21 protein-coding genes are annotated in these 26,758 nt (G+C 69.7%); 16 read left to right on the forward strand and 5 right to left on the reverse strand.

Features of this window, described 5'->3' with window-relative positions; translation table 11 throughout:
• Positions 1 to 268: 268 nt before the first annotated feature.
• The 15 genes from OG715_RS25755 (at position 269) to OG715_RS25825 (ending at position 18,150) form a co-directional block, all read left to right on the forward strand.
• The gene (locus OG715_RS25755) at positions 269 to 1,903 is read left to right on the forward strand and encodes a peptide ABC transporter substrate-binding protein (protein ID WP_266271305.1); all 1,635 of its coding nucleotides are present in this window, start codon (positions 269 to 271) and stop codon (positions 1,901 to 1,903) included.
• 90 nt (positions 1,904 to 1,993) lie between these two features.
• Positions 1,994 to 2,938, forward strand: coding sequence for an ABC transporter permease (locus OG715_RS25760; protein ID WP_093860689.1), 945 nt, complete (start codon positions 1,994 to 1,996; stop codon positions 2,936 to 2,938).
• Positions 2,931 to 3,872 (forward strand): ABC transporter permease, encoded by a 942-nt coding sequence (locus OG715_RS25765; protein ID WP_266271306.1) that lies wholly within the window; start codon positions 2,931 to 2,933, stop codon positions 3,870 to 3,872. The genes OG715_RS25760 and OG715_RS25765 overlap by 8 nt, the downstream gene beginning before the upstream one ends.
• A 19-nt stretch (positions 3,873 to 3,891) precedes the next feature.
• The gene (locus OG715_RS25770) at positions 3,892 to 4,941 is read left to right on the forward strand and encodes an ABC transporter ATP-binding protein (protein ID WP_266271307.1); all 1,050 of its coding nucleotides are present in this window, start codon (positions 3,892 to 3,894) and stop codon (positions 4,939 to 4,941) included.
• Positions 4,934 to 5,950 (forward strand): ABC transporter ATP-binding protein, encoded by a 1,017-nt coding sequence (locus OG715_RS25775; RefSeq protein WP_266271308.1) that lies wholly within the window; start codon positions 4,934 to 4,936, stop codon positions 5,948 to 5,950. Before OG715_RS25770 ends, OG715_RS25775 begins: the two co-directional genes overlap by 8 nt.
• A 197-nt stretch (positions 5,951 to 6,147) precedes the next feature.
• Positions 6,148 to 7,773: a peptide ABC transporter substrate-binding protein gene (locus tag OG715_RS25780; protein ID WP_266271309.1), complete on the forward strand. Its 1,626-nt coding sequence runs from the start codon at positions 6,148 to 6,150 to the stop codon at positions 7,771 to 7,773.
• Between the two features lie 85 nt (positions 7,774 to 7,858).
• Positions 7,859 to 8,785 (forward strand): ABC transporter permease, encoded by a 927-nt coding sequence (locus tag OG715_RS25785; protein ID WP_266271310.1) that lies wholly within the window; start codon positions 7,859 to 7,861, stop codon positions 8,783 to 8,785.
• A complete protein-coding gene (locus OG715_RS25790; RefSeq protein WP_407661020.1) occupies positions 8,778 to 9,776 on the forward strand; it encodes an ABC transporter permease in 999 nt (332 codons plus the stop codon). The genes OG715_RS25785 and OG715_RS25790 overlap by 8 nt, the downstream gene beginning before the upstream one ends.
• Before the next feature lie 15 nt (positions 9,777 to 9,791).
• Positions 9,792 to 10,844, forward strand: a complete 1,053-nt coding sequence (locus tag OG715_RS25795) for an ABC transporter ATP-binding protein (protein ID WP_266271311.1) — start codon at positions 9,792 to 9,794, stop codon at positions 10,842 to 10,844.
• Positions 10,834 to 11,937, forward strand: coding sequence for an ABC transporter ATP-binding protein (locus OG715_RS25800; RefSeq protein WP_266271312.1), 1,104 nt, complete (start codon positions 10,834 to 10,836; stop codon positions 11,935 to 11,937). Before OG715_RS25795 ends, OG715_RS25800 begins: the two co-directional genes overlap by 11 nt.
• Before the next feature lie 430 nt (positions 11,938 to 12,367).
• Positions 12,368 to 14,014: a peptide ABC transporter substrate-binding protein gene (locus OG715_RS25805; protein WP_266271313.1), complete on the forward strand. Its 1,647-nt coding sequence runs from the start codon at positions 12,368 to 12,370 to the stop codon at positions 14,012 to 14,014.
• Between the two features lie 93 nt (positions 14,015 to 14,107).
• Positions 14,108 to 15,052 (forward strand): ABC transporter permease, encoded by a 945-nt coding sequence (locus OG715_RS25810; protein WP_266271314.1) that lies wholly within the window; start codon positions 14,108 to 14,110, stop codon positions 15,050 to 15,052.
• The gene (locus OG715_RS25815) at positions 15,045 to 16,028 is read left to right on the forward strand and encodes an ABC transporter permease (RefSeq protein ID WP_266271315.1); all 984 of its coding nucleotides are present in this window, start codon (positions 15,045 to 15,047) and stop codon (positions 16,026 to 16,028) included. Before OG715_RS25810 ends, OG715_RS25815 begins: the two co-directional genes overlap by 8 nt.
• Positions 16,029 to 16,043: 15 nt before the next feature.
• Positions 16,044 to 17,138, forward strand: a complete 1,095-nt coding sequence (locus OG715_RS25820; RefSeq protein WP_266271316.1) for an ABC transporter ATP-binding protein — start codon at positions 16,044 to 16,046, stop codon at positions 17,136 to 17,138.
• Positions 17,131 to 18,150 (forward strand): ABC transporter ATP-binding protein, encoded by a 1,020-nt coding sequence (locus OG715_RS25825; RefSeq protein WP_266271317.1) that lies wholly within the window; start codon positions 17,131 to 17,133, stop codon positions 18,148 to 18,150. Before OG715_RS25820 ends, OG715_RS25825 begins: the two co-directional genes overlap by 8 nt.
• Positions 18,151 to 18,224: 74 nt before the next feature.
• On the opposite strand, the gene OG715_RS25830 is transcribed toward OG715_RS25825, so the two are convergent.
• The 5 genes from OG715_RS25830 to OG715_RS25850 form a co-directional block, all read right to left on the reverse strand.
• Positions 18,225 to 19,943, reverse strand: a complete 1,719-nt coding sequence (locus tag OG715_RS25830) for an ABC transporter family substrate-binding protein (protein WP_266271318.1) — start codon at positions 19,941 to 19,943, stop codon at positions 18,225 to 18,227.
• A 115-nt stretch (positions 19,944 to 20,058) separates the two neighbouring features.
• Complete coding sequence (locus OG715_RS25835) at positions 20,059 to 22,365, reverse strand: hypothetical protein (RefSeq protein WP_266271320.1); 2,307 nt, start codon at positions 22,363 to 22,365, stop codon at positions 20,059 to 20,061.
• Between the two features lie 230 nt (positions 22,366 to 22,595).
• Complete coding sequence (locus tag OG715_RS25840; protein WP_266271322.1) at positions 22,596 to 23,060, reverse strand: DUF6113 family protein; 465 nt, start codon at positions 23,058 to 23,060, stop codon at positions 22,596 to 22,598.
• Complete coding sequence (gene mshB / locus OG715_RS25845) at positions 23,057 to 23,986, reverse strand: N-acetyl-1-D-myo-inositol-2-amino-2-deoxy-alpha-D-glucopyranoside deacetylase (protein WP_266271323.1); 930 nt, start codon at positions 23,984 to 23,986, stop codon at positions 23,057 to 23,059. The genes OG715_RS25840 and mshB overlap by 4 nt, the downstream gene beginning before the upstream one ends.
• 31 nt (positions 23,987 to 24,017) lie before the next feature.
• On the reverse strand, positions 24,018 to 24,212 hold the full coding sequence (locus OG715_RS25850; protein ID WP_030307746.1) for a DUF2304 family protein: 195 nt from the start codon (positions 24,210 to 24,212) through the stop codon (positions 24,018 to 24,020).
• Between the two features lie 303 nt (positions 24,213 to 24,515).
• Here OG715_RS25850 and OG715_RS25855 point away from each other — a divergent pair, with 303 nt between their 5' ends.
• Positions 24,516 to 26,669, forward strand: coding sequence for a S9 family peptidase (locus tag OG715_RS25855; RefSeq protein ID WP_266271324.1), 2,154 nt, complete (start codon positions 24,516 to 24,518; stop codon positions 26,667 to 26,669).
• Positions 26,670 to 26,758 lie beyond the last annotated feature (89 nt).

Below are 26,758 nucleotides of genomic sequence, written 5' to 3' on the forward strand. Positions count from 1 at the left end.
TGACGACTGTCCGTTTGATGCCTGTCTGAGTATGTCTCTTATGTCCGATTTTCGAAACTTACCGACCGTTCATGTGACCTAATTGAGATCGGCAGTGGTCACTTTCGTGTCCATGGGTGACACATAGTTGGTGCAGTCAGGCTCGGGTCAAGGGTTAACGCGCAGGGGTGCGCGCCGAAACCACGAGCGCGGACGGCACAGCGGACCTGGTAACAACCGACCGCGGTGCTCTCCTCGTTGGAAAGTCGAATTCAGGAGGCATCCCCCCATGCGTGGTGCAACCCAGACCAAGTGGCTCGTGGCAGCGACCGCGATCGCTCTCGCGGCGACCGCCTGCAGCACCAGCTCGAAGAGCACCGACAAGGCTGCCTCCGGCGGCGGCACCATCGCCGTCCAGCTCGGTGAGCCGCAGCACGGTCTGATCCCGCAGAACACCGCGGAGTCCGAGGGTGCCGAGGTGCTCGGCGCACTGTTCGCCGGCCTGATCGAGTACGACACCAAGACCAACGAGCCGAAGCTGCGCGTCGCCGAGTCGATCGAGTCGCCCGACAGCAAGCTGTGGACGATCAAGCTGAAGGACGGCTACACCTTCCACAACGGTGAGAAGGTCACCGCGCAGTCCTTCGTGGACGCGTGGAACTGGGGCGCCAACCAGGACAACGCGGCCGAGGGCCTGCCGTTCTTCGCCAAGATCGAGGGCTCCGAGGACCTGGCCCCGGGCAAGGACAAGAAGCCGGCCACCGACAAGCTCAAGGGCCTGACGGTCGTCGACGACAAGACCTTCACCGTCGCGCTGAGCGCCCCGTTCTCCCAGTTCAAGACCATGCTGGGCTACAACGCGTTCTACCCGCTGCCGAAGGCCTTCTTCCAGGACAAGAAGACCTTCGAAGAGGCCCCCATCGGCAACGGCCCGTTCCAGATGGACGGCAAGTGGGAGCACAACCAGCAGATCAAGATCAAGCGCTATGACAACTTCCCGGCCTCCGACGGCAAGGCGAAGCTGCAGGGCGTGACCTTCAAGATCTACGACAAGCTGGAGACGGCGTACAACGACCTGCGCGCCGACAACATCCAGGCGACCGACAAGCTCCCGATCTCGGCCATGGGCACGGTCAAGGGCGAGTTCGGCGACCGCTACATCTACAAGCCGGAGTCCGGCGTCGGCTACATCGGCTTCCCGATCGCCACCAACCCGGCGACCTACGGCAAGCCGGAGGTCCGCAAGGCGATCTCGATGGCGATCGACCGCGAGGCGATCACCAAGACGATCTTCTCGGGCACCCGCGTCCCGGCCGACGACTTCGTCAACCCGCTGATCCCGGGCTACCGCAAGGGCGCCATGGGCGACGCGGCGAAGTACGACCCGACCAAGGCCAAGGCGCTGTGGGACTCCGTCGGTGGCGTCCCGAACAACACCATCGAGCTGGGTTACAACGCCGATGGTGGCCACAAGGAGTGGATCGAGGCCGTCGCCAACCAGCTGAAGAAGAACCTGGGCGTCGAGGTCACCACCAAGCCGTTCGAGAAGTTCGGCAAGATCCTGGACGCGCTGGGCGAGAAGCAGTACTCCGGTGCCTTCCGCATGGCGTGGTCGATGGACTACCCGTCGATCGAGAACTACGAGCGTCCGATCTTCTCGAAGGTCGCGATCGAGAACGGCTCGAACTACGGCGGCTACGTCAACGAGAAGTTCGAGTCGCTGCTGGACCAGGCCGACCAGGCGAAGAGCCCGGAGGAGGGCCTGAAGCTGTACCAGCAGGCCGATGACGTCCTCATCCAGGACCTGCCGTACATCCCGGTCTACACCTACATGTCGTCCGCGGCGTACAGCAAGAAGATCAAGAACTTCGACACCGACGCCCAGGGTCGCATGAACCTGGACGAGGTCGAGCTCGCCGGCTGATCCGGTTAATCAGACGATCGGGGGCGGGCGGACCGGACTACAGTCCGGGTCCTCCCGCCTCCCTTCCTTGTCCGAAAGTGTGGAGGTCTGATGGGCCGCTATGTGATCCGCCGACTGATACAGGCGATCCCTGTTCTGATCGGTGCGACGTTCCTGATCTACTGGCTGTGCTTCAGCCTGCCTGGTGACCCGGTACAGGCGTTGGCCGGCGAGAAGAAGGCCGACCCGATCGTGGCGGAGATGATCCGCCAGAAGTACCACCTGAACGACCCGTTCCTGCTCCAGTACTGGAACTACATCACGGGCGTCTTCCAGGGGAACCTGGGTGAGAGCCTGACCGGTCGCCAGGTGAGCGACATGATCAGCGAGGCGTTCCCGTTCACCGTGAACCTCGCCATCGTGGCTTTTGTCATCGAGGCGATCATCGGTGTGCTGGCGGGCGTCATGGCGGCCCTTCGCAAGGGCAAGTTCCTGGACCAACTGGTCCTCATCAGCACGCTGTTCGTGATCTCGATCCCGGTCTTCGTCACCGGCTTCGTGCTCCAGCTCGTCCTCGGCGTCAAGTTGAAGAACGACTACGGCATCGAGATCTTCTCCGTCTCGTTCAATGAGGAAGACGGGCTGCGCGGCTACCTGCTGCCGGCCTTCGTGCTGGCCTCGACCTCGCTCGCGTACGTCGCCCGACTGACCCGCACCAGCCTGATGGAGACGATGCGCGCGGACTACGTCCGCACCGCGGTCGCCAAGGGTCTGAAGAAGCGCCGGGTCATCGGTCGGCACGCCCTGCGCAACGCGCTGATCCCGATCGTCACCTTCCTCGGTGCCGACCTCGGCGGTCTGATGGGCGGCGCGGTCATCACCGAGAAGATCTTCAACATTCACGGCATCGGCGGTCTGCTCGCCCAGGCCGTGTACCAGAAGCAGGGCACCATCATCGTCGGCGTCGTCACGCTGCTGGTGATGATCTACCTGGTCACCACCCTGCTCGTGGACATGCTGTACGCCGTGCTCGACCCGAGGATCCGCTATGAGTGAGACCATCACCAAGGGCGCCGAGGCCCCTTCCGGGGACAACACCCCCAAGTCCTCGCCGGAGAAGAAGCAGAAGCCGGAGCGCGTCGCCAGTCTCTGGTCGGACGCTCTGCGCGACCTGCGCCGCAACCCGGTCTTCATCATCGGCGCAGTGCTGGTGTCGTTCCTGATCGTCCTGGCCGTCGTGCCGGGCTGGTTCACGGACGGGAGCCCGTTCGACAACAACGCGTGCGACCTGGCCGACTCGCTGAAGCGCCCGAGCGCCGAGCACTGGTTCGGCTTCGACGTCCAGGGCTGCGACATCTACACCCGTACGGTGTGGGGTGCCCGCAACTCGATCATCGTCGGTGTCCTGACGACCTCGATGGTCACGCTGGTCGGTGCCCTCCTCGGCCTGCTGGCCGGCTGGAAGGGCGGGATCGTCGACTCGATCCTGTCCCGTTTCACCGAGATCTTCTTCTCGATCCCGCTGCTGCTCGGCGGCATGCTGATCATGTCGATGCTCGGCAAGGGCAACGCCTGGACCGTCTCGGTCGTCATGACCGTGCTCGGCTGGCCGCAGATCTTCCGCATCATGCGCGCCTCGGTGCTGGCCAACAAGAACAACGACTACGTGATGGCCGCCCGCGCGCTCGGCGCCGGCGCCGGCCGGATCACCTTCCGGCACATCCTGCCGAACGCCATCGCGCCGGTGATCGTCGTGTCCGCGATCTCGCTGGGTGTCTACATCGGCGCCGAGGCCGCCCTGTCCTACCTGGGCATCGGCGTCCAGCCGCCGGAGATCTCCTGGGGCCTGATGATCAGTGACGCGTCGGTCCGCTTCCTCGACGCGCCGCACGTCCTGCTCTTCCCGTCGGCCGTACTGAGCGTCACCGTACTGGCCTTCATCATGCTCGGCGACGCGGTCCGCGACGCCCTCGACCCGAAGCTCCGCTGAGAGAAGAGGTGACGACCCGATGACCACCGTGATCGAGAAGAACCAGAAGAACGGCCGCCTGGAGGTTGGCACCCCGCTGCTGGAGGTCAAGGACCTCCACGTGGAGTTCCACACTCGGGACGGCGTCGCCAAGGCCGTGAACGGAGTCAACTACTCCGTCGCCGCCGGTGAGACGCTGGCCGTGCTCGGCGAGTCGGGCTCCGGCAAGTCGGTGACCGCCCAGACCATCATGGGCATCCTCGACATGCCGCCGGGCAAGATCAGCCAGGGCCAGATCCTCTTCCGCGGGCAGGACATGCTCGCGATGAAGGAGGAGGACCGCCGGCAGATCCGCGGCCAGAAGATCGCGATGATCTTCCAGGACGCGCTGTCCTCGCTGAACCCGGTGATGACCGTCGGCGCGCAGCTCGGCGAGATGTTCCGGGTGCACCGCGGCTCCTCCAAGAAGGAGGCCCGGGAGAAGGCCATCGAGCTGATGGAGCGGGTGCGCATCCCCGCCGCCAGGCAGCGCGTCGGCGACTACCCGCACCAGTTCTCCGGCGGTATGCGCCAGCGCATCATGATCGCCATGGCGCTCTCCATGGAGCCGGACCTGATCATCGCGGACGAGCCCACCACCGCCCTGGACGTCACCGTCCAGGCCCAGGTGATGGACCTGCTCGCGGAGCTCCAGGCCGAGTACAACATGGGCCTGATCCTGATCACCCACGACCTCGGCGTGGTCGCCGACGTCGCGGACAAGATCGCTGTGATGTACGCCGGACGGATCGTCGAGACCGCCCCGGTGCACGAGCTGTACGCCAACCCGGCGCACCCGTACACCAAGGGCCTGCTCCGCTCGATCCCGCGCCTGGACCAGAAGGGCCAGGAGCTGTACGCGATCAAGGGCCTGCCCCCGAACCTGCTCAAGGTTCCGGCCGGCTGCGCGTTCAACCCCCGCTGTGACGTCGCCACCGACCTGTGCCGCACGGACATCCCGAAGCTGCACCAGGTGAGCGACAAGGACGGCAAGGAGCTCACGGGCCGCCGCAGCGCGTGCCACCTCTGGAAGGAGACCCTCCATGGCTGAGCCCATCCTGGAGGTCAAGGACCTGGTCAAGCACTACCCGCTGACCCAGGGCATCCTGTTCAAGAAGCAGGTCGGCGCCGTCAAGGCCGTCGACGGCGTCTCCTTCGACCTGGCTCGGGGCGAGACGCTGGGCATCGTCGGTGAGTCCGGCTGCGGCAAGTCCACGCTGGCCAAGGTGCTGATGAACCTGGAGCGGGCCACCTCCGGCCAGGTCCTGTTCAAGGGCGAGGACATCTCCAAGCTGTCCGGTGCCGGCCTCAAGGCCGTCCGCCGGAACATCCAGATGGTGTTCCAGGACCCGTACACCTCGCTGAACCCGCGCATGACGGTCGGCGACATCATCGGCGAGCCCTTCGAGATCCACCCCGAGGTGGCGCCCAAGGGCGACCGCCGCAAGGCGGTCCAGGACCTGCTGGACGTCGTGGGTCTGAACCCGGAGTACATCAACCGGTACCCGCACCAGTTCTCCGGCGGTCAGCGCCAGCGCATCGGCATCGCCCGCGGCCTGGCCCTCAAGCCCGAGATCATCATCTGCGACGAGCCGGTCTCGGCGCTGGACGTCTCGGTCCAGGCCCAGGTGATCAACCTGCTGGAGCAGCTGCAGAACGACTTCGAGCTCTCCTACATGTTCATCGCCCACGACCTCTCCATCGTCCGGCACATCTCCGACCGCGTCGGCGTGATGTACCTCGGCAAGATGGTCGAGATCGGCACGGACGAGGAGATCTACGAGAACGCCACCCACCCGTACACCCAGGCGCTGCTCTCCGCGGTGCCGGTGCCGGACCCGTCGGCCCGCGAGTCCCGGGACCGGATCATCCTGACCGGTGACATCCCCTCGCCGGCCAACCCGCCGTCCGGCTGCCGCTTCCGCACCCGCTGCTGGAAGGCGGAGGAGCGCTGCTCGACCGAGGTCCCGCTGCTCGCGGTGCCCGAGGTGCTGAGCGGTGCGGCCAAGCACGAGTCGGCGTGCCACTTCGCCGCCGTCCGGGAGCCGGTCGCGGCCTGATCCCGCGTCCGACCCCGCCCGGAGGGGCCCGTAGCCGTTCGCGGCACGGGCCCCTCCGGCGTTTCCCGGCCCGGCCGGACGCGGCGTCAACCGGGCGGGGCGTTCGTGCACCCGTCCGGGGGTACCCGACTCGCGCCGCCACGGTGCCGCGCTTCTCATGGGGTGTGATGCGTCACACACCTTGAGGAGGGACATCCATGCCCGTGGCCACCCGTGCTCGATGGGTCCTCGCCGCAGCGACGTCCGTGGCCCTGGTGGCCAGCGGGTGCAGCAGCAGTGGCGGGGGCGGCAGCAGCGGTTCGTCGGACAGCACCAAGACCTTCAGTTACCAGAGCAGTGAGCCGCAGAATCCGCTGCAGCCGGCCAACGCCAACGAGACCGGCGGCGGGCGCATCATCCAGAACCTCTTCAAGGGGCTGGTCGACTACGACCCCTCGGACGCGAAGATCCGGATGCAGGTCGCGGACAAGATCGACACCAGTGACTCGCAGACCTTCACCATCACGCTGAAGGACGGCTGGACGTTCCACGACGGCACCCCGGTGCACGCCAAGAACTTCGTGGACGCCTGGAACTGGGCCGCGACCACCGCCAACAACCAGATCAACAGCTCCTGGTTCTCCGACATCGAGGGCTACCAGGACGTCCACCCGGCGAGCGGCCAGCCGGCCGCCGACAAGATGTCCGGGCTCACCGTCGTCGACGACCTGCACTTCACGGTCAAGCTGACCGGCAAGGTCTCGTACTTCGAGTACAAGCTCGGCTACATCGCCTTCTCCCCGCTGCCGGACGCCTTCTTCAGCGACCCCGCCGGGTACGGGCAGAAGCCGGTCGGCAACGGCCCCTACCAGTTCGTCAGCTGGGACCACAACCAGCAGCTGACCACCAAGGCCTTCGCGAACTACCAGGGCGTGGACAAGCCGAAGAACGGCGGCGTCGTCTTCAAGATGTACAGCACCGCCGAGGCCGCCTACGCCGACCTCCAGTCCAACAACCTGGACGTGATGGACCAGGTGCCGCCCTCCGCCCTGGCCACCTACAAGACCGACCTGGGCGACCGGGCCATCGACGCGCCCCAGGGTGCCATCCAGAACATCGGCTTCACGCTCTACCAGGCCGACTGGGCCTCCCCGGACAAGGCGAAGGTCCGTCAGGGCCTGTCGATGGCGATCGACCGCGACACCATCACCAAGACGGTGCTCCAGGGCTCGCGCAAGCCGGCCACCGCCTGGGTGGCCGAGGGCGTCGAGGGTTACAAGGACGGCCAGTGCGGCCAGTTCTGCACCTTCAACGCGGCCCAGGCCAAGCAGCTGGTCACCGAGGGCGGCGGCGTCCCCGGCAACCGGCTGACCATCACCTACAACGCCGACGGCGGCCACAAGGAGTGGGTCGACGCGGTCTGCAACTCGATCCGGCAGAGCACCGGCGTGGACTGCGTGGGCGACCCCAGGCCCGACTTCAAGACCGCCCGCGCGGCGATCACCGGCCACCAGATCAACGGCGCCTTCCGCACCGGCTGGGTCCAGGACTACCCGCTGAACGCCAACTTCCTGGCCGACGTCTACCGCACCGGCGCCGCGTCCAACGACTTCGGCTACAGCAACCCGCAGTTCGACCAGCTCTCCACCCAGGCCGACCAGGCCCCCAGCGTGGCCGACTCGGTGACCGGCTACCAGCAGGCCGAGGCCGTGCTGGCCAGTGGCATGCCGGCCATCCCGCTCTGGTACTACCGCACCAATTCGGGCTACTCCACCAAGGTCCAGAACGTGAAGTTCGACTCCTTCGGCAACCCGGCCTGGACCCAGGTCGAGATCAAGGGCTGACGAGTTCCCCCGCGCAGGCCCCGCCCTTCCCGCACGGAGGGCGGGGCCCCGGGCACTCGATCACATCCCTAGGAAGGAGGCTCGAATGGGCAGTTATGTGCTGCGGCGGGTGCTGCAGATGATCCCGGTGTTCTTCGGCACCACGCTGCTGATCTTCCTGATGGTCTACACACTGCCGGGCGACCCGGTCTCGGCGCTGTTCGGGGACAAGGCCGCGGACCCCGCCGTGGTGGCCAGCATCAAGCACAAGTACTACCTGGACCAGCCGATCTGGAAGCAGTACCTGCACTACATGGGGAACCTCTTCCAGGGGGACTTCGGGACCAGCTTCACCGGCCGCCCGGTCAGCGACATCATGGCGGACGCCTTCCCGGTCACCATCCGGATGGCCCTGATGGCCTTCGCCTTCGAGCTGGTCTTCGGCCTGCTGCTCGGCCTGGTCTCCGGCCTCAGGCGCGGCAGCATCCAGGACACCCTGGTGCTGGTGCTCACCCTGCTGGTGATCTCCATCCCGGTCTTCGTGCTGGCGTACATCGCCCAGACGGTCTTCGCCACCAATCTGGGCTGGGTCACCCCGACGGTGCAGGACTCCACGGACCTCTCGCAGCTGCTCCTCCCCGCCATCGTGCTGGGCTCGCTGTCGCTCGCGTTCGTCGCCCGGCTCACCCGGACCTCGATCGGTGAGAACCTGCGGGCCGACTACATGCGCACGGCGGTCGCCAAGGGCCTGCCCCGGCGCACCATCGTCACCCGCCACCTGCTGCGCAACTCGCTGATCCCGGTGGTCACCTTCCTCGGCACCGACCTCGGCGCGCTGATGGGCGGCGCGATCGTGACCGAGGGGATCTTCAACGTGCAGGGCATCGGCAACGTCCTGTACCGGGCGATCAACCAGAAGGAGGGGCCCACCGTGGTCGGCATCGTCACCGTACTGGTGATCGTCTACCTGGTGGCCTCCCTCGTCGTCGACCTGCTCTACGCGGTCCTGGACCCGAGGATCCGCTATGCCTGACATCCACGACGAGAGCTCCTTCGAGCGGCACCCCAAGCCGGGGGTCGACCACCTGGACTACGCCGGCGAGCAGGGCATGGCGGTCGAGCAGGAGACCCTGGTCGAGCCGGACCCGGAGAAGCGGGAACAGGCCCGGAGCCTCTGGGGCGACGCCTGGCGGGACCTCCGGCGGCGCCCGATCTTCCTGATCTCGGCGGTGCTGATCCTGCTGCTGATCGTGATGGCGATCTTCCCCGGGGCGTTCACCGACGCCGATCCGCGCAAGGCCGACCTGGTCAACGACTACCTGAAGCGGCCGGACTGGACCGACTTCTTCGGCGCGGGCTGGTTCGGCTACGACGGCCAGGGCCGCTCCATCTACGCCCGGGTCGTCTACGGCGCCCGGGCCTCGATCACCGTCGGCATCTTCGTGACCGCCATCGTCACCCTGCTCGGCGGGCTGTGCGGCATGGTGGCCGGCTACTTCGGCGGCCCGGTGGACGCGCTGCTCTCCCGGATCATCGACATCTTCTTCGGCATCCCGCTGCTGCTCGGCGCGCTGGTCCTGCTGAACGCCTTCTCCACCCGCACGGTGTGGACCGTGGTCTTCGCGCTCGGCGTGCTGGGCTGGACCCAGATCGCCCGAGTCATGCGCGGCGCGGTACTGACCGTCAAACAGGCCGACTACGTGATGGCCGGGAAGGCGCTCGGCGCCGGCACCGGCCGGCTGATGGTCCGGCACATCCTGCCGAACGCGGTCGCCCCGGTGATCGTGGTGGCGACCATCGCGCTCGGCGGCTACATCGCCACCGAGGCGACGCTGAGCTTCCTCGGCATCGGCCTCCAGGACCCGACCATCTCCTGGGGCATCGACATCTCCTCGGCCCAGAAGGTGATCCGGACGGCGCCGTACGTGCTCTTCTTCCCGGCCGCGGCGCTCTCCGTCACCGTCCTGGCCTTCATCATGCTGGGCGACGCGGTGCGCGACGCCCTCGACCCGAAGCTTCGCTGAGCGAGGGGACGCATCGTGACCACAGCAGTCGACACCGGCACCTCCCGCCGGGAGGCACCGTACGAGGGCCCGTTGCTCGACGTCCGCGACCTGCACGTCGAGTTCGTCACCCGGGACGGCGTGGCCAAGGCCGTCAACGGGGTGAGCTACTCGGTGGCGGCGGGGGAGACGCTGGCGGTGCTCGGCGAGTCCGGTTCGGGCAAGTCGGTGACCGCGCAGGCGATCATGGGCATCCTCGACATGCCGCCGGCCCGGATCCCCCGCGGCGAGATCCGCTTCCGCGGCGAGGACATGCTGGGGATGGACAAGGAGCGGCGGCGCCGGATCCGGGGCCAGAAGATCGCGATGATCTTCCAGGACGCGCTGTCCTCGCTGAACCCGGTACTGACCGTGGGCTTCCAGCTCGGCGAGATGTTCCGCGCCCACCACAAGAGCTCGCGCAAGGAGGCCAAGGAGAAGGCCGTCGAGCTGATGGAGCGGGTGCGCATCCCCGCCGCCAAGGACCGGGTCAACGACTATCCGCACCAGTTCTCCGGCGGTATGCGCCAGCGCATCATGATCGCGATGGCACTGGCGCTGGAGCCGGACCTGATCATCGCGGACGAGCCCACCACGGCGCTGGACGTCACCGTCCAGGCCCAGGTGATGGACCTGCTCGCGGAGCTGCAGGCCGAGTTCCACATGGGGCTGATCCTGATCACCCACGACCTGGGCGTGGTCGCGGACGTCGCCGACAAGATCGCGGTGATGTACGCGGGCCGGATCGTCGAGACCGCCCCGGTGCACGAGCTGTACGCCCGCCCGGCCCATCCGTACACCCGGGGACTGCTGGACTCGATCCCGCGCCTGGACCAGAAGGGCCAGGAGCTGTACGCGATCAAGGGCCTGCCGCCCAACCTGCTGCGGATCCCGCCGGGCTGCGCGTTCAACCCGCGCTGCCCCAGGGCCCAGGACGTCTGCCGGCAGGAGGTGCCGGAGCTGTTCCCGGTCACCGCGGACGACGGCACCGAGCTGCCCGGGCGGGGCAGCGCCTGCTTCTTCTGGAAGGAGACCCTCCATGACCGTTGACGGGGCCGGCGCACTCGACTCGCCGGCGGAGGCCGCCTTCGCCCAGGAGGTGGCGAGCGGCGAGCCGATCCTCGAAGTCCGCGACCTGATCAAGCACTTCCCGCTCACCAAGGGCGTGCTGTTCAAGAAGCAGGTCGGTGCGGTGAAGGCGGTCGACGGGGTCTCCTTCGACCTGATGCAGGGCGAGACGCTGGGCATCGTCGGTGAGTCCGGCTGCGGCAAGTCCACGCTGGCCAAGGTGCTGATGAACCTGGAGCCGGCCACCTCCGGCTCGGTGAAGTACAAGGGCGAGGAGATCTCCAAGCTGTCCGGGGCCGGGCTGAAGGCGGTGCGCCGGAACATCCAGATGGTGTTCCAGGACCCGTACACCTCGCTGAACCCGCGCATGACGGTCGGCGACATCATCGGCGAGCCCTTCGAGATCCACCCCGAGGTGGCGCCCAAGGGCGACCGCCGCAAGGCGGTCCAGGACCTGCTGGACGTCGTGGGTCTGAACCCGGAGTACATCAACCGGTACCCGCACCAGTTCTCCGGCGGTCAGCGCCAGCGCATCGGCATCGCCCGCGGCCTGGCCCTCAAGCCGGAGGTGATCATCTGCGACGAGCCGGTCTCGGCGCTGGACGTCTCGGTCCAGGCCCAGGTGATCAACCTGCTGGAGCAGCTCCAGGGGGAGTTCAACCTCTCCTACATGTTCATCGCCCACGACCTCTCGATCGTCCGGCACATCTCCGACCGCGTCGGCGTGATGTACCTCGGCAAGATGGTCGAGATCGGCAGTGATCTGGAGATCTACGACCACGCCACCCACCCGTACACCCAGGCGCTGCTGTCCGCGGTGCCGGTGCCGGACCCGGCGGCGCGCGAGATCCGGGACCGGATCGTGCTGACGGGGGACGTGCCCTCGCCGGCCAACCCGCCGTCCGGCTGCCGCTTCCGCACCCGCTGCTGGCTGGCCCAGGAGCGGTGCTCGACCGAGGTGCCGCTGCTGGCGGTGCCGCCGACGCTGTCCGGGCTCGCCGCGCACGAGTCGGCCTGCCATTTCGCGGCCGAGCGCGGGGGGACGACCCCGAGCGAACGGTCGGAAAGCGGTTGACAGCGGGGCCCTGCCCCGTCGGCGGAGCGCGTCCTCCTTCTGGAGGGCGCGCTCCCTTTTTGTCCACCCGCCGACCTGCGGGAATTCCGGCGGGCGGAGGCGAGTGATCATCGAAATTGATCATTACGCTTCGTAAATATTCGAATACCGGTGTTATCGGTTCGCTATTCGGAAAGCGGAGCCGACGCTTCCGCGCGCGATTTGGCGGAATTTGCCGAGCATTGTCATGGCTTGATCCCGGCCTGTAATTGAAAAGAGATGTGACGGCGATTCCACCGAAGGGGTCGGGTGATCGATAGTTGCTCTGCGCGTATCAGTGGTCACCTCGCCGGCTGTGCGGATCGGCCCTGAGATGTCGACCCCCGCCGTGCGGCACACCGACTGGCGGGGCGCCGTTCGTTCCCAAGCCCCTAAAACGAGGAGCAGTTGAATGAGGCTCACCAAGACGATGCGCTGGACCGCGCTGGCCGCGTGCACCGCGCTCGCGATCTCCGCGTGCACCACCGGCAGCGGCAAGAAGTCCTCGGACGGGGCGAACGCGTCGGGCAAGAAGGGCGGCTCGATCAGCATCGAGTCGGGTGAGCCGCAGCACGGTCTGGTCCCGCAGAACACCGCGGAGTCCGAGGGTGCCCAGGTGCTGGCCCAGGTCTTCGCCGGCCTGGTCGAGTACGACCGCAAGACGAACGAGCCCGGCCTGCGGGTCGCGGAGTCGATCGAGACCCCCGACAGCAAGGTCTGGACGATCAAGCTGAAGGACGGCTACACCTTCCACAACGGCGAGAAGGTCACCGCGCAGTCCTTCGTCGACGCGTGGAACTGGGGCGCCAACCAGGACAACGCGGCCGAGGGCCTGCCCTTCTTCTCCAAGATCGAGGGTTCCGAGGAACTGTCCCCGGGCAAGGACAAGAAGCCGACCACCGACAAGCTCAAGGGCCTGAAGGTGATCGACGACAAGACCTTCACCGTCACGCTGAGCGCCCCGTTCTCGCAGTTCAAGGTCATGCTGGGTTACACCGCCTTCTACCCGCTGCCGAAGGCCTTCTTCCAGGACAAGAAGAGCTTCGAGGAGTCCCCGATCGGCAATGGCCCGTTCCAGATGGACGGGAAGTGGGAGCACAACCAGCAGATCAAGATCAAGCGCTACGAGAACTTCCCGGAGGCGGACGGAAAGGCCAAGCTGGATTCCGTCACGTTCAAGATTTACGACAAGCTGGAAACAGCCTACAACGACCTCCGGGCCAACAACATCCAGATCACCAACAAGCTCCCGATCTCGGCCATGGGCACGGTCAAGAGCGAATTCGGTGACCGCTACATCTACAAGCCGGAGTCCGGCGTCGGCTTCATCGGCTTCCCGATCGCGACCAACCCGACGGCGTACGGCAAGCCGGAGGTCCGCAAGGCGATCTCGATGGCGATCGACCGCGAGGCGATCACCAAGACGATCTTCTCGGGCACCCGCGTCCCGGCCGACGACTTCATCAGCCCGATCATCCCGGGCTACCGCAAGGGCGCCATGGGCGACGCGGCGAAGTACGACCCGGCCAAGGCCAAGGCGCTGTGGGACTCCGTCGGCGGCGTCCCGAACAACACCATCGAGCTGGGCTACAACGCCGACGGCGGCCACAAGGAGTGGATGGAGGCGGTCGGCAACCAGCTGAAGAAGAACCTGGGCGTCGAGGTCACCTTCAAGCCGTTCGAGAAGTTCGGCAAGATCCTGGACGCGCTGGGCGACAAGCAGTTCTCCGGCGCCTTCCGGATGGCCTGGCAGATGGACTACCCGTCCATGGAGAACTACCTGCGGCCGATCTTCTCGAAGGTCGCGATCGAGAACGGCTCGAACTACGGCGGCTACGTCAACGAGCAGTTCGAGTCGCTGCTGGACCAGGCCGACCAGGCGAAGTCGGTGGAGGACGGCCAGAAGCTGTACCAGCAGGCCGACGACATCCTGATCAAGGACCTGCCGTACATCCCGGTCTACACCTACATGACCTCGGCGGCCTACACCAAGACCGTCAAGAACGTGGTCGTGGACGACCAGAACCGCATCGACCTGGCCAACGTCGAGCTGGCCTGACCTCCGTCCAGTCCGAACGGCAGGCCGTCGCGGGCGGCACGGGCAACCCCCGTGCCGCCCGGCACCGGCGTGCCCCGATCATGAGGAGACCGCATGGGCCGCTATGTGGTCCGCCGGATCATCCAGGCCATACCTGTGATCCTCGGCGCGACGTTCCTGATCTACGCACTGGTCTTCCTGCTTCCTGGTGACCCCATCGCGGCACTGGCCGGTGAGAAGAGGCAGGACCCCGCCGTCGTGGCCGTCCTGCGGGACCGGTACCACCTCGACGACCCGTTCTTCGTCCAGTACTGGGACTACCTGATCGGCCTGTTCAAGGGCGACTTCGGTGAGGACTACCGGGGCAACCAGGTCGTCGACGTGATGCAGCGGGCCTTCCCGTACACCATCAACCTGGCGTTCGTCGCCCTGGCCATCGAGATGGCGGTGGGCGTCACCGCCGGTGTGGTCGCCGCCCTGCGGCGCGGCAAGTTCATCGACAACGTGGTGCTGATCTCGACCCTCATGGTCATCTCGATCCCGGTCTTCGTGATCGGCTTCGTGCTCCAGCTGGTCATCGGGGTGAAGCTCAACACCGATTACGGCATCGACTTCTTCCCGGTCTCCTTCAACGAGGAGGCCGGTTTCCGTTCGTACCTGCTGCCCGGCTACGTCCTGGCCTCGACCTCACTGGCGTACGTCGCCCGGCTCACCAGGACCAGCCTGATCGAGGTCATGCGGGCCGACTACGTCCGGACGGCGGTGGCCAAGGGGCTGAGTCCGCTGCGGGTGGTGGTCCGGCACGGTCTGCGCAACGCGCTGATCCCGATCGTCACCTTCCTGGGCATGGACCTCGGCGGCCTGATGGGCGGCGCGGTCATCACCGAGGGCATCTTCAACATCCCCGGCGTCGGACACCAGCTCTTCCAGTCCGTCTACCTGCGGGAACGCACCATCGTCGTGGGCATCGTGAGCGCCCTGGTGATGGTCTACCTGTTCGCCAACCTGGTGGTCGACCTGCTGTACGCCGTCCTGGACCCGAGGATCCGCTATGAGTGAGCCGACGAAGAGCGAGAACACGGGCGCGGCGATCCCGGGGCAGTCCGGCTCCGGGGCGGCCGCGGGCGGGCCGGCCGCCGCGACCGCCAAGGGCTCCGGCGCACCGGACGCCGGGGGCGAACGGGTCGCCAGCCTCTGGACCGACGCCTGGACGGACCTGCGGCGCAGCCCGCTGTTCCTGATCGGCGGGTTCCTGGTGCTGTTCATGGTCGTCCTCGCGGTCGCCCCGCAGCTGTTCACCGACGGGGACCCGCGGGCCGGCGGCTTCTGCAACCTGGCCGACTCGCTGAAGCGGCCCAGTGGTTCGCACTGGTTCGGCTTCGACGTCCAGGGCTGCGACATCTACACCCGCACCATCTGGGGCGCCCGCAACTCCATCATCGTCGGCATGGTGACCACCACGCTGGTGGTCCTGGTCGGCGGCACCCTCGGCCTGTGGGCCGGCTGGATCGGCGGGATCGGGGACAGCGTGCTCTCCCGGGTCACCGAGATCTTCTTCGCGATCCCGCTGCTGCTCGGCGGCATGCTGATCATGTCCACCTGGGGCGAGGGCAACGCCTGGACCGTCTCGGCGGTGATGGCCGTGCTCGGCTGGCCGCAGATCTACCGGCTGATGCGCTCGGCGGTACTGGCCAACAAGCACAACGACTACGTGGTGGCCGCCCGGGCGCTCGGGGCGGGCACCGGCCGGATCGTCGGCCGGCACATCCTGCCGAACGCCGTCGCCCCGGTGATCGTGGTCTCGACGATCAACCTGGGCGTGTACATCGGCGCCGAGGCCGCGCTGTCCTACCTGGGCATCGGCATCCAGTCCCCGGCGATCTCCTGGGGCCTGATGATCAGCGACGCCCAGGCCCGCTTCCTGAACGCCCCGCACGTGCTGCTCTTCCCGGCCGCGGTGCTGAGCGTCACCGTCCTGGCCTTCATCATGCTCGGCGACGCGGTGCGCGACGCCCTCGACCCGAAGCTGCGCTGAGGAGGGCCGCGGACCATGACTGACATGACGAAACCGGCGAGGGACGGCGCCGCGCCGGGCCCGGACGCGGTGCAGGTGCTCGGCGGGGGCCGGGAGCGGCTGGTGCCCGGAACGCCCCTGCTGGAGGTCGACGACCTGCACATCGAGTTCCACACCCGGGACGGCGTGGCCAAGGCCGTCAACGGGGTGAGCTACTCGGTGGCGGCGGGGGAGACGCTGGCGGTGCTCGGCGAGTCCGGTTCGGGCAAGTCGGTGACCGCGCAGGCGATCATGGGCATCCTCGACATGCCGCCGGGAAAAATCACCAACGGCTCGATCCGGTTCCGGGGCGAGGACCTGCTCACCATGAGCCCCAAGGCGCGGCGGGCGGTGCGGGGCCGGAAGATCGCGATGATCTTCCAGGACGCGCTGTCCTCGCTGAACCCGGTGCTCAGCGTCGGCTACCAGCTCGGCGAGATGTTCCGGGTGCACCAGGGGGCCGGTCGCAAGGAGGCCAAGGAGAAGGCCGTCGAGCTGATGGAGCGGGTGCGCATCCCCGCCGCCCGTGAGCGCGTCGGCGACTATCCGCACCAGTTCTCCGGCGGTATGCGCCAGCGCATCATGATCGCGATGGCGCTGGCGCTGGAGCCGGACCTGATCATCGCGGACGAGCCCACCACGGCGCTGGACGTCACCGTCCAGGCCCAGGTGATGGACCTGCTGGCCGAGCTGCAGGCCGAGTTCAACATGGGGCTGATCCTGATCACCCACGACCTGGGCGTGGTCGCGGACGTCGCCGACAAGATCGCGGTGATGTACGCGGGCCGGATCGTCGAGACCGCCCCGGTGCACGAGCTGTACGCCCGCCCGGCGCACCCGTACACCAAGGGCCTGCTCAACTCGATCCCCCGGCTGGACCAGAAGGGCCAGAACCTCTACGCGATCCAGGGCCTGCCGCCGAGCCTGCTGCGGATCCCGTCGGGCTGCGCGTTCAACCCGCGCTGCGACCGGGTCCAGGACATCTGCCACACCGAACTCCCGCGCCTGGTACCGGTGCTGGACGCCGAGGGGGCCGACCTGCCGGGCCGCCGCAGCGCCTGCCACTTCTGGAAGGAGACCCTCCATGGCTGAGCCGATCCTGGAGGTCAGGGACCTGGTCAAGCACTACCCGCTGACCCAGGGGGTCGTCCTCAAGAAGCAGGTCGGCGCGGTGCGGGCGGTGGACGGCGTCTCCTTCTCGCTGCTCAAGGGCGAGACGCTGGGCATCGTCGGCGAGTCCGGCTGCGGCAAGTCCACGCTGGCCAAGGTGCTGATGAACCTGGAGAAGGCGACATCGGGCCAGGTGCTGTTCAAGGGCGAGGACATCACCCGGCTCTCCGGGGCCGGGCTGAAGGCCGTCCGCCGGAACATCCAGATGGTGTTCCAGGACCCGTACACCTCGCTGAACCCGCGGATGACGGTCGGCGACATCATCGGCGAGCCCTTCGAGATCCACCCGGAGGTGGCGCCCAAGGGGGACCGCCGCCGGGCGGTCCAGGACCTGCTGGACGTCGTCGGCCTGAACCCGGAGTACATCAACCGCTATCCGCACCAGTTCTCCGGCGGTCAGCGCCAGCGCATCGGCATCGCCCGGGGCCTGGCCCTCAAGCCGGAGCTGATCATCTGCGACGAGCCGGTCTCGGCGCTGGACGTCTCGGTCCAGGCCCAGGTGATCAACCTGCTGGAGCAGCTGCAGAATGACTTCGAGCTGTCGTACATGTTCATCGCGCACGACCTCTCGATCGTCCGGCACATCTCCGACCGGGTCGGGGTGATGTACCTCGGCCGGATGGTCGAGATCGGCACGGAGGAGCAGATCTACTCCCACCCGACCCATCCGTACACCCAGGCACTGCTCTCCGCGGTGCCGGTGCCGGACCCGACCGGGCGCGAGCACCGCGAGCGGATCCTGCTCAGCGGTGACATCCCCTCGCCGGCCAACCCGCCGTCGGGCTGCCGCTTCCGCACCCGCTGCTGGAAGGCGGAGGAGCGGTGCTCGACCGAGGTGCCGCTGCTGGCCGTGCCGTCGACGCTGCGCGGGCCGGCCGCGCACGAGTCGGCCTGCCACTTCGCGGAGGTGCGGGACGTGATCGGTTCGGGCTGACCGCGCCCGGCACCGCACCGGGGGCCCCGGAGTCCGCGAGACTCCGGGGCCCTTCCGGCTGCCGGGCCCCTGGGTCACTTCTGGAAGCCGACGTTCTCCCAGACGATGTCGGACAGGCCCTGGGCGCCGATGTTGGCGAGGTCGGCGCGGCTCCCGTACAGCTGCGGGCGCTGGTAGAGCGGCAGGACCCCGGCCACCTTCCACAGTTCGGCGTCGGCCTGGTTGATGGCCTCGAAGGCGCCCGCCGCTTCGCTCGCGGCGGAGGCCCGGTCGAGTGCGGCGTCGACGGAGGGGTTGCCGGACTGGGAGTGGTTGGTGCCGCCGTTCTGGACGAAGTTGGCCCGGTTGCCGCTGGCCGGGAACGGCGTGCCGAGCAGCGAGTAGGCGGCGATGTCGAAGTCCCGCCGGTTGACGTACTTGTCGAAGTACTCGTTGGGGTTGGCGGTGACCGTGGTGACCTTCACCCCGACGTCCTTGAGCATGCCGGTGGCGACGGTGGCCTCGTTCTGGGCCTGGGTGACGCCGGCGGGGATGACCAGCCGCAGATTGAGCTCCTTGCCGTCCTTGCGGCGGACGTCGCCGTCCAGCTTCCAGCCGGCCGCGTCGAGCTTGCGGACGGCCTCGGCGGGGTCGTAGCGGCTGAGGCCGAGGGAGTTGTCCCGGTAGGCGTTCTGGTTGGCCACCAGCAGGTGGTTGTTGAGGGTGACGGTCGGCCAGTCGAGCCCGGCCAGGTCGGAGCGGGCGATGATGTCCCGGTTGATCGCCTGGAACAGGGCCTGGCGCACGGACGGGTCGGTGAGCGCGGGGCTGCGGCCGTTCAGGGTGAACTGGCGGAAGTCCGGCCCGCCGGCCCGGCGGACGGCGGCGCCGGGGGTGCTGCGGATCAGCTGGTAGCCGGCCACGTCCGGGCCGTTGTTGAACAGGTCGATCTCGCTCTTGTTGAAGGCGGCGGCCATGGTGTTGGGCAGCATCGCGCGGAAGACGATCCGGTCCAGCAGCGGCTTGTCGCCCCACCAGGCCGGGTCGGCGACCAGGGTGACGGTCTGCGCCGCCCGGTCCATCCGCTCCACCTTGAACGGGCCCGCGGTGACCGGGATGGCGTCCAGGTAGGAGGTGTTGAAGAGCTCGGGGGTGGCGATCCGGCTCGCGGGCAGCAGCGGGGCGTTGGCGGCCCCGTTGAACATCGACTGCCACTCGGCGAACGGCCGCTCGAAGGTCATCACGGCCTGGAAGTCGTCCTTGCCGCGCTCGACCGCCGAGACCAGCTCGAAGCCGGTGCTGCTGGCCGACCGGTAGGCCGGGTCCTTGCCGTTCAGCGCCCGCCAGTTGGCCTCGATGTCGCGCCAGGTGATCGGGGCGCCGTCGGACCAGCGGGCCTTCGGGTTGAGCGTCCAGACCACCACCTGCCGGCCGTCCCGCTGCTCGCTGTGCGCGTCCTGGAGGTAGGCCGGGTTGGGGGTCTGGGTGCCGGCCGCGTCGGAGCGGAAGAAGGTCGGCAGCAGCGGCTTGGTGACGGCGATGGTGGAGGACTCGCCGCCGTCGGTCTGGACCGGCGACCACTGGGTGGAGTACTGGGCCACCGCGACCCGCAGGGTGCCGCCCTGGCGCAGCTCGGCGCGCTCGTGCGGATTGATGTCGACGGCGGTGAGCTTGGGGGTCTCGGCCGAGCTCGGCAGGGCCCGGGCGTCGGAGCCGGGACCGCTGCCGGGGCCGCAGGAACACAGCGTCAGCGAGAGCGAGACGGCGGTGAGACCGGCGAGCAGGGCCGTGCGGCGGTACAGGGGGCGGCCCATGGTGGTTCTCCCGGGACGGATGCGGCTGACGAGGGACGTCACATCTTGCTGACCGGGGAGCGGAGTTGTCGAGGGGCGGGCCCGGATCCGGACCCGCCCCCCGGTAACGGTTCGATCAGGCCGGGAACTTGAAGGTCCGGTCCTTGTCGCCGCTCTTCTCGAACAGTGCCGTCACCTGGTCCGCGACATCCTGCGGGGTGATCGGGACGAGTTGGCCGTTCTTCTTCGTCTTCATCTTGTCGAAGGCGCCGGCGAGCTGGCGGTTCAGCGCGTCGAGGTCCCACTTCGGCACGAGCTTGCCGTTGGCGTCCGGGACGAGGGTGAGCGCCGCGGCGGCGGTCTTCGGGCCGAAGTCGAACTTCTTGGTGCCGGCCAGGATGTGGATCTGGCCGTTCGTCACCGACTTGCCGAGGGTGTCCGCCGCGCCCTGGAGGGCCTGCGGGGAGGTCTTCGGCTGGGCGGCCGTGACGGCCAGGGCGACGGGCTGCTCCGACTTGCCCGCGGCGCGGTCGCGGTAGGCCGTGTCGACCAGGTCGACGGCGGCGGCGGAGTCCACCGCCTGGCCGGCCTTGCCCGGGACGACGACGGCGTCGCCGTTCTCGGCGAACTTGACGTAGCCCTCCTGGAGCCCCTGGCCGGAGCCGCCGGCCAGCGCCTCCAGCGCGGACTTGAGCTTGGCCCGGTCGACCTTGACCTCCGGCGGGACGGCCTTCTCGTTGCCCTTGAGCGACTTGAGGACGTCCACCGGGTTGTAGGAGTGCTGGGTGAGCCGGTCCACGGTGGCCGTGGTGTCGAAGGCGAGCCCGGCGGCGGTCGGGTCGAGGTCCACGGTCTGCTCGCCGACCTTCAGCTTGACCGGCTGCTGGCCGGCCTTGCCGACGCTCTCGTCGAGCTGGTGGATGGCCTGGTCGCGGTTGCTGCCGCCGATGTCCGTGCCGAGCACCACGGTGCCCTTGGGGATGTCGGACTGGTTCAGCATCAGCCCGGTGCCGTAGGCGGCGGCGCCGAGGAAGGCCACGCCGACGACCGCGTAGGTGGTGAGCTTGACCAGCTTCTTGGCGGCGCTCGGACGGGGCTTGGCGGCCGCGGCGGGCTTGGCGGCCGGCGCGGGCTTCGGGGCGGACGGGCCGTCCGCCGCCGGTGCGGCGGGCGGTGCGGAGTCCGCGTCGCCGGGGAACGGGCGGGCCTGGGGGGCACCGGGATGCTGGCCGGCGGGGGCCCCCATGGCGTCGGGGACGCCGGGGAACAGGCTGCCGGGCGCCGGGGCGCCGTGCGGGCCGGCGGCCGGCGGGCGCTGGGCGGCGAACGGGTCGGCGCCGGCCGGGGCGGAGGCGAACAGGCCGGGCTGCGGGCCGCCGCCCGGGGCGGCCGGTCCGGCGGGGGCCCCGGGTATGGGGCCGGCCGGGGCGTGCTCGCGGATCGGCGCGAAGCCGTCGACCGAGGTGTCCTCGGGGTCGGCGGTGCCGGGCCCGGCGGGGGCGGGGCGGCCCTGGCCCTGGCCCTGCGGGGCACCACCGGGCAGGCCGGGGCCCGGGGCGAACGGGTCGGCACCGGGGTTGAACGGGGCGCCGCCGGGGTTGTGGAACTGGTCGGCCGGGCCGCCGGTGCCGAAGGGATCGGCCGGGGCGCCGGGCGCGAACGGGTCGGCCGGGGCGTCCGCGTAGACGCCGGCCTCGTCGGCGGGCAGCTCGCCGCCGTACGGAGTGGCGGGCGCCCCGGTCGGACGCGGACCGGGGGCCTGCGCCTGGGCCTGGGCGGGCACCGGTCGGCCGTTGGCCCGGGCCGCGGCGGGACGCTCGGCCTGCTGCGGGCGGCCGCCCTCGGGGCGGGCGCCGTTCGGCCGGGCGGTGCCGCGCTGCGCCCCGGCGGGTGCCGAGGCGGCGGCGGAGGCGGCGGCGGGAGCACCGGCCGGCACCGCGGCCGGGGCGGAGCCCTCGCCGGGCGCGGCCTTCTTCTGCCGGGGGCGGAACCAGGCTCCGGTGGACTCGGCCTCGGAGGTGGCCGGCGGGATCTGCCACTCCGGCGGCAGGTCCGGCGGGGTGGTGCGGCCGCCGCCGTCCATCACGCCGAGCACCGGGGAGGCGGGCGCGGCGGACCGGTGGCGGGGCCCGGCCGGCTCGGCGGCGGGCGCGGGGGCCTCCTCGCCGGGGCCGTCCTCGTTCTTGACCGTGCTGCGCACCACCACCGGCGGGATCGGACGCGAGCCGGGGATGTTGATCCGGACGCGGGTGGTGAGGGTGGTCTCGGTCTTGGGACTCTCGTCCTCGCCCTCCGGGGCCGAGCCCTTGGCGGCGGCGCCGGCACCCGCGCGGTCGCCGCCGGGGAAACCCGGTGTGCCGTAGGGCGGGGTGCCCGACGGGTAGGCGTCCGGTCCCGTGCGCCGAGGCGTCGGGTGGGCGTTGTCAGATTCGCGGCTGCTCAATGCTGCTCTGCTCCGGGTTCGCGGGCCGGGCCGTGCGGCGCGACCGCGGTTGTCGGCGCCGGACCAGGCGGGCGGCGTCGGGTACGGCGTTCTGCGGCACCACCATACTGGGAAGAACCGGCCGGTGAACCGGTTCGGACAGATCCCGATACGTCCGGTTCCTCCGGTATGAGAGTACGACCGGACGGTATTGACTGCCCGTCGTACCGGCCACCGTACGCGGATCCCCCTCAGGGGCGGCGCGGCGGCCCCGGAACGCCGGGGAACCAGCTGGTCCGGGTCGGCAGGGTGGCGCAGATCACGCCCAGGATCGAGCCGACGAACAGCCAGCAGAGCGACGTGGCATTGGTCCAGAGCACGTTGTCCCCCTCCGGGCGGGGCACCATCACCAGCAGCAGGGCCAGGAACCAGCCGGCCGCCGGGACCCCCGCGCCGAGCCGGGTGCCGGTCACCCGCAGGCCGCCGTAGAAGGTCGCGGCGGTGGCGGCGAGCGCCAGCAGGACTCCCACGGGCGGCCACAAGGCCTGCACAAATGCTCCGCAGATCGACACCGCGATGCCCAGCAGGAAGAACAGGACATAAGCCGCGATCCGTGCGATGCGCGGGGGCTGGGACTCCTTCAGCCGCTCCTCCCGGCTGCCGAGCAGCACCGCCGGGATCGAGCGGCGCGCGGGCCGGGCGTCGGTCGCGGTCATCGGGCGGGCTCCTCGGGGGTGGCGGTGGGGTCCTCGGGGCCGTCGGCGGCGGCGTCCGAACCGGCGAAGAGGTCCTCCTCCGGCAGTCGCGACCCGGCCCGGCCGCGGGCCAGCTGGTAGTACTCGGTGGCGAGCAGCGGCTGGCCGAGGTCGTTGGAGAGCGCGAAGAACGCGCCGTCCACGGTGATCTGGGTCGCGTGCGCGGCCATCGCGGCGGCCTTGCGGTCGGTGTACGCGGTGCCGTCCACCGCGGTGGTGACCAGCTCGTCGGCCACCACCCCGGGGATGTCGGCGGCCTGTGCGACGCCCGGGAACGGCGCCTTCTCGGCGGTCTCGGCGAGGCCCCGCTCGACCACCGACCTGGGCACCCGGTTCCAGTAGACCTTGGCGATCCGCCAGGCCGGGCCCAGATCGGGCCGGTGGGCCGGGTCGGCGGCCAGCTCGTACGCGCGCATCGCGACCCGGTGCGCCTGGATGTGGTCAGGGTGCCCGTAGCCGCCGTCCTCGTCGTAGGTGACCAGTACCTGCGGGCGCACCTCCCGGACCACGGCGGCCAGCCGGTCGGCGGCCTCGTCCACGTCGGCCCGCCAGAAGCAGCCGGGCACGTCGTTGTCGGGCACGCCCATCATCCCGGAGTCGCGGTAGCGCCCCGGGCCGCCGAGGAAGCGGAAGTCGGTGACCCCGAGCTCGGCCATCGCCCGCGTCAGCTCGCCGATCCGGTGGGCGCCGAGGGCGTCCTCCCGATCGGCCGTCAGGTGGGCCAGCTCGGGCGGGATCACCTCGCCGCCCTCGCCGAGGGTGCAGGTCACCAGGGTGACGTGGGCGCCCTCGGCGGCGTACCGGGCCATCGTGGCGCCGTTGTTGATCGACTCGTCGTCGGGGTGCGCGTGCACCAGGAGCAGGCGGCGTCCGGTAGTCGCGGTCATGGGGGGAAGCCTAACGACCGCACGACGGCTGTCAGAGCTTGAGGCCGTTGATCATCCCGGCGAGGTTGCTGGTGACCTGGCTGATCGAGGGGGCGATGGAGCTGGACGCCAGGTAGAAGCCGAGCAGCGCGCAGACGATCGCGTGCGCGAGCTTCAGGCCGGAGCGGCGGATCAGCACCACCACGATGACCAGCATCAGCATGGCTGCGGAGATGGACAGGGCCATGGCGGCTCACACACCTTCCGGGTGCGCCGCTCCTCCCGGGGAGGGGCGGCGGTCGTACCGTGCGGGACTTGCGTCGGGCGACCGGGGCCCGGGACGGGGCCTGACGATCACTCGTGAACCAGTCATACCCGATGAGTGAGGCAGGTATTACGTTGAGTGAGGCCGCGCACCCCGGGGCACGGTCGCACTCATGGGGCGCATGGGCCGGTCGGAGGGGGTGCGGCCCCCTTCCGGGCGTACTTGCGCACGATGCTCCGAACGAGTGATCACCACCGGCGCGGCGGCGTCATAGGGTCTGGTGCCATGACCACCCACACCCCAGCGGACACCTTCCCGAGGCAGTACGCGCGCACCCTGCGCTACACCGTCGGCGCTCCCCGGTCGTTCTCCGTCGCACCCGACGGCTCCCGGGTCGTCTTCCTGCGCTCGCCCTCCGGGGGCGACCGCGCCAACCTGCTCTGGACCCTCGACACCGCCACCGGCGAGGAGCGGATCGCCGCCGACCCGGCCGTCCTGCTCGGCGGCGGCGAGGAGGACCTCTCGCCGGCGGAGAAGGCCCGCCGCGAGCGCAGCCGCGAGGGCTCGGCCGGCATCGTCGGCTACGCCCTGGACGGCACGGGCCGGCTCGCGGCCTTCGCCCTGTCCGGCCGGCTGTTCGTCGCCGACCTGGTCGCCGGCACCGCCACCGAGCTGCCCGCCGAGGGCCCGCTGGTCGACCCGCGGCTCTCCCCGGACGGCGTCCACGTCGCCTACGCCACCACCGGCGGCGAACTGCGGCTCACCCGTACCGACGGCACCGGCGACCGCGCCCTCGTCTCGCCCGAGGCCCCGAACGTGACCTGGGGCCAGGCCGAGTTCATCGCCCAGGAGGAGATGGACCGCGACCGGGGCCACTGGTGGTCCCCCGACAGCGACCGGCTGCTGGTCGAGCGGGCCGACGACACCCCGGTGCACCGCTGGTGGATCGCCGACCCGGCCAACCCGGACCGCGAGCCCGCCGAGGTCGCCTACCCGGCCGCCGGCACCCCGGACGCCGAGGTCGGCCTCTGGCTGCTCGGCCTGGACGGCAGCCGCACCGAGGTGGTCTGGGACCGCGCGGCCTTCCCGTACCTGGCCCGGGTGCACTGGTCCCAGGGCGGCGTGCCGCTGCTGCTGGTCCAGTCCCGCGACCAGCGGGTGCAGCGGATCCTCGGCCTGGACACCGCCACCGGCGCCACCGAGCCGCTGCACGAGGAGCGGGACGACGCCTGGCTGGAGCTGTTCCCGGGCGTCCCGGCCTGGACCCCGGACGGCAAGCTGGTCCGGATCTCCGACGAGTCCGGCGCCCGCGCCCTGGTGATCGGCGAGCACACCGTCACCGGACCCGACCTGCACCTGCGCTCGGTGCTCGCGGTCACCGCCGAGGAGGTCCTCTTCACCGCCTCCGGCGGCGCCGCCGAGACCGACCCCGAGCCCGGCTGGGTCGCCGTCGGCCGGATCGGCCACGACGGCAAGCGGCTCTCCTGGGAGGCCGCGAACGGCCGCCCGTTCACCTCCGTCACCACCGCCGTGCACGCGGCCGGCATCACCGTGCGGGCCACCGCCGAGCCCGACCTGCCCGGCACCCTGGTGCGGGTCTCCCGGGACCTGCCCGAGGGCGTCGCGGTGGACGACATCGCCACCGTCGCCTCCTACGCCGAGACCCCGGTGATCACGGCACGGCCGGTGTTCCGCTTCGCGGGCGAGCGCCGGATCCCGGCCGCGGTCTTCCTGCCCACCGGCTACGACCGGGAGCGGGACGGCCTGCTGCCCGTCCTGATGGACCCGTACGGCGGCCCGCACGGCCAGCGCGTCGTCCAGGCGCACAACCCGCACCTGAACTCCCAGTGGTTCGCCGACCAGGGCTTCGCGGTCGTCGTCGCCGACGGCCGGGGCACCCCCGGACGCGGCCCGGCCTGGGAGAAGTCGATCGCCTTCGACTTCGCCGGGGCCACCCTGGACGACCAGGTGGACGCGCTGCGGGCGCTCGCCGGGGAGTTCCCGCTGGACCTCGACCGGGTCGCGATCCGCGGCTGGTCGTACGGCGGCTACCTGGCCGCGCTCGCCGTGCTGCGCCGCCCGGACGTCTTCCACGCGGCGGTCGCGGGCGCGCCGGTCACCGACTGGCGGCTCTACGACACCCACTACACCGAGCGCTACCTGGGCCACCCGGACGAGCGGCCCGAGGTGTACGAGGCCAACTCCCTGACCGGCTGCGCGGCCGGCCTGGAGCGGCCGCTGATGATCATCCACGGCCTCGCCGACGACAACGTGGTGGCCGCGCACACCCTGCGGCTCTCCTCGGCGCTGCTCGCCGCCGGGCGCCCGCACACCGTGCTGCCGCTCTCCGGCGTCACCCACATGACGCCGCAGGAGGAGGTCGCGGAGAACCTGCTGCTGCTCCAGGTCGACTTCGTGAAGAAGTCGCTCGGCGGCTGAGACCGTCCGGCGACCCGCCACCGACAAACCCTCCCGGGCCGCCGCCCGGTCCGTGCGTTCGGCATGACATCCGTCATGCCGAACGCACG

It is taken from the genome of Kitasatospora purpeofusca (assembly GCF_036010405.1).
Taxonomy (GTDB): Bacteria; Actinomycetota; Actinomycetes; order Streptomycetales; family Streptomycetaceae; genus Kitasatospora; species Kitasatospora purpeofusca.

Bases quoted from the DNA above. Each gene is read 5' to 3' on its own strand.
- OG715_RS25760 (WP_093860689.1), top strand. From the start codon at position 1,994: ATGGGCCGCTATGTGATCCGCCGACTGATACAGGCGATCCCTGTTCTG.
- OG715_RS25770 (WP_266271307.1), top strand. From the start codon at position 3,892: ATGACCACCGTGATCGAGAAGAACCAGAAGAACGGCCGCCTGGAGGTT.
- OG715_RS25815 (WP_266271315.1), top strand. From the start codon at position 15,045: ATGAGTGAGCCGACGAAGAGCGAGAACACGGGCGCGGCGATCCCGGGG.
- OG715_RS25755 (WP_266271305.1), top strand. From the start codon at position 269: ATGCGTGGTGCAACCCAGACCAAGTGGCTCGTGGCAGCGACCGCGATC.
- OG715_RS25780 (WP_266271309.1), top strand. From the start codon at position 6,148: ATGCCCGTGGCCACCCGTGCTCGATGGGTCCTCGCCGCAGCGACGTCC.
- OG715_RS25830 (WP_266271318.1), bottom strand. From the start codon at position 19,943: ATGGGCCGCCCCCTGTACCGCCGCACGGCCCTGCTCGCCGGTCTCACC.
- OG715_RS25790 (WP_407661020.1), top strand. From the start codon at position 8,778: ATGCCTGACATCCACGACGAGAGCTCCTTCGAGCGGCACCCCAAGCCG.
- OG715_RS25855 (WP_266271324.1), top strand. From the start codon at position 24,516: ATGACCACCCACACCCCAGCGGACACCTTCCCGAGGCAGTACGCGCGC.
- OG715_RS25765 (WP_266271306.1), top strand. From the start codon at position 2,931: ATGAGTGAGACCATCACCAAGGGCGCCGAGGCCCCTTCCGGGGACAAC.
- OG715_RS25810 (WP_266271314.1), top strand. From the start codon at position 14,108: ATGGGCCGCTATGTGGTCCGCCGGATCATCCAGGCCATACCTGTGATC.
- OG715_RS25820 (WP_266271316.1), top strand. From the start codon at position 16,044: ATGACTGACATGACGAAACCGGCGAGGGACGGCGCCGCGCCGGGCCCG.
- OG715_RS25840 (WP_266271322.1), bottom strand. From the start codon at position 23,060: ATGACCGCGACCGACGCCCGGCCCGCGCGCCGCTCGATCCCGGCGGTG.
- OG715_RS25805 (WP_266271313.1), top strand. From the start codon at position 12,368: ATGAGGCTCACCAAGACGATGCGCTGGACCGCGCTGGCCGCGTGCACC.
- OG715_RS25775 (WP_266271308.1), top strand. From the start codon at position 4,934: ATGGCTGAGCCCATCCTGGAGGTCAAGGACCTGGTCAAGCACTACCCG.
- OG715_RS25785 (WP_266271310.1), top strand. From the start codon at position 7,859: ATGGGCAGTTATGTGCTGCGGCGGGTGCTGCAGATGATCCCGGTGTTC.
- mshB (WP_266271323.1), bottom strand. From the start codon at position 23,986: ATGACCGCGACTACCGGACGCCGCCTGCTCCTGGTGCACGCGCACCCC.
- OG715_RS25825 (WP_266271317.1), top strand. From the start codon at position 17,131: ATGGCTGAGCCGATCCTGGAGGTCAGGGACCTGGTCAAGCACTACCCG.
- OG715_RS25850 (WP_030307746.1), bottom strand. From the start codon at position 24,212: ATGGCCCTGTCCATCTCCGCAGCCATGCTGATGCTGGTCATCGTGGTG.
- OG715_RS25800 (WP_266271312.1), top strand. From the start codon at position 10,834: ATGACCGTTGACGGGGCCGGCGCACTCGACTCGCCGGCGGAGGCCGCC.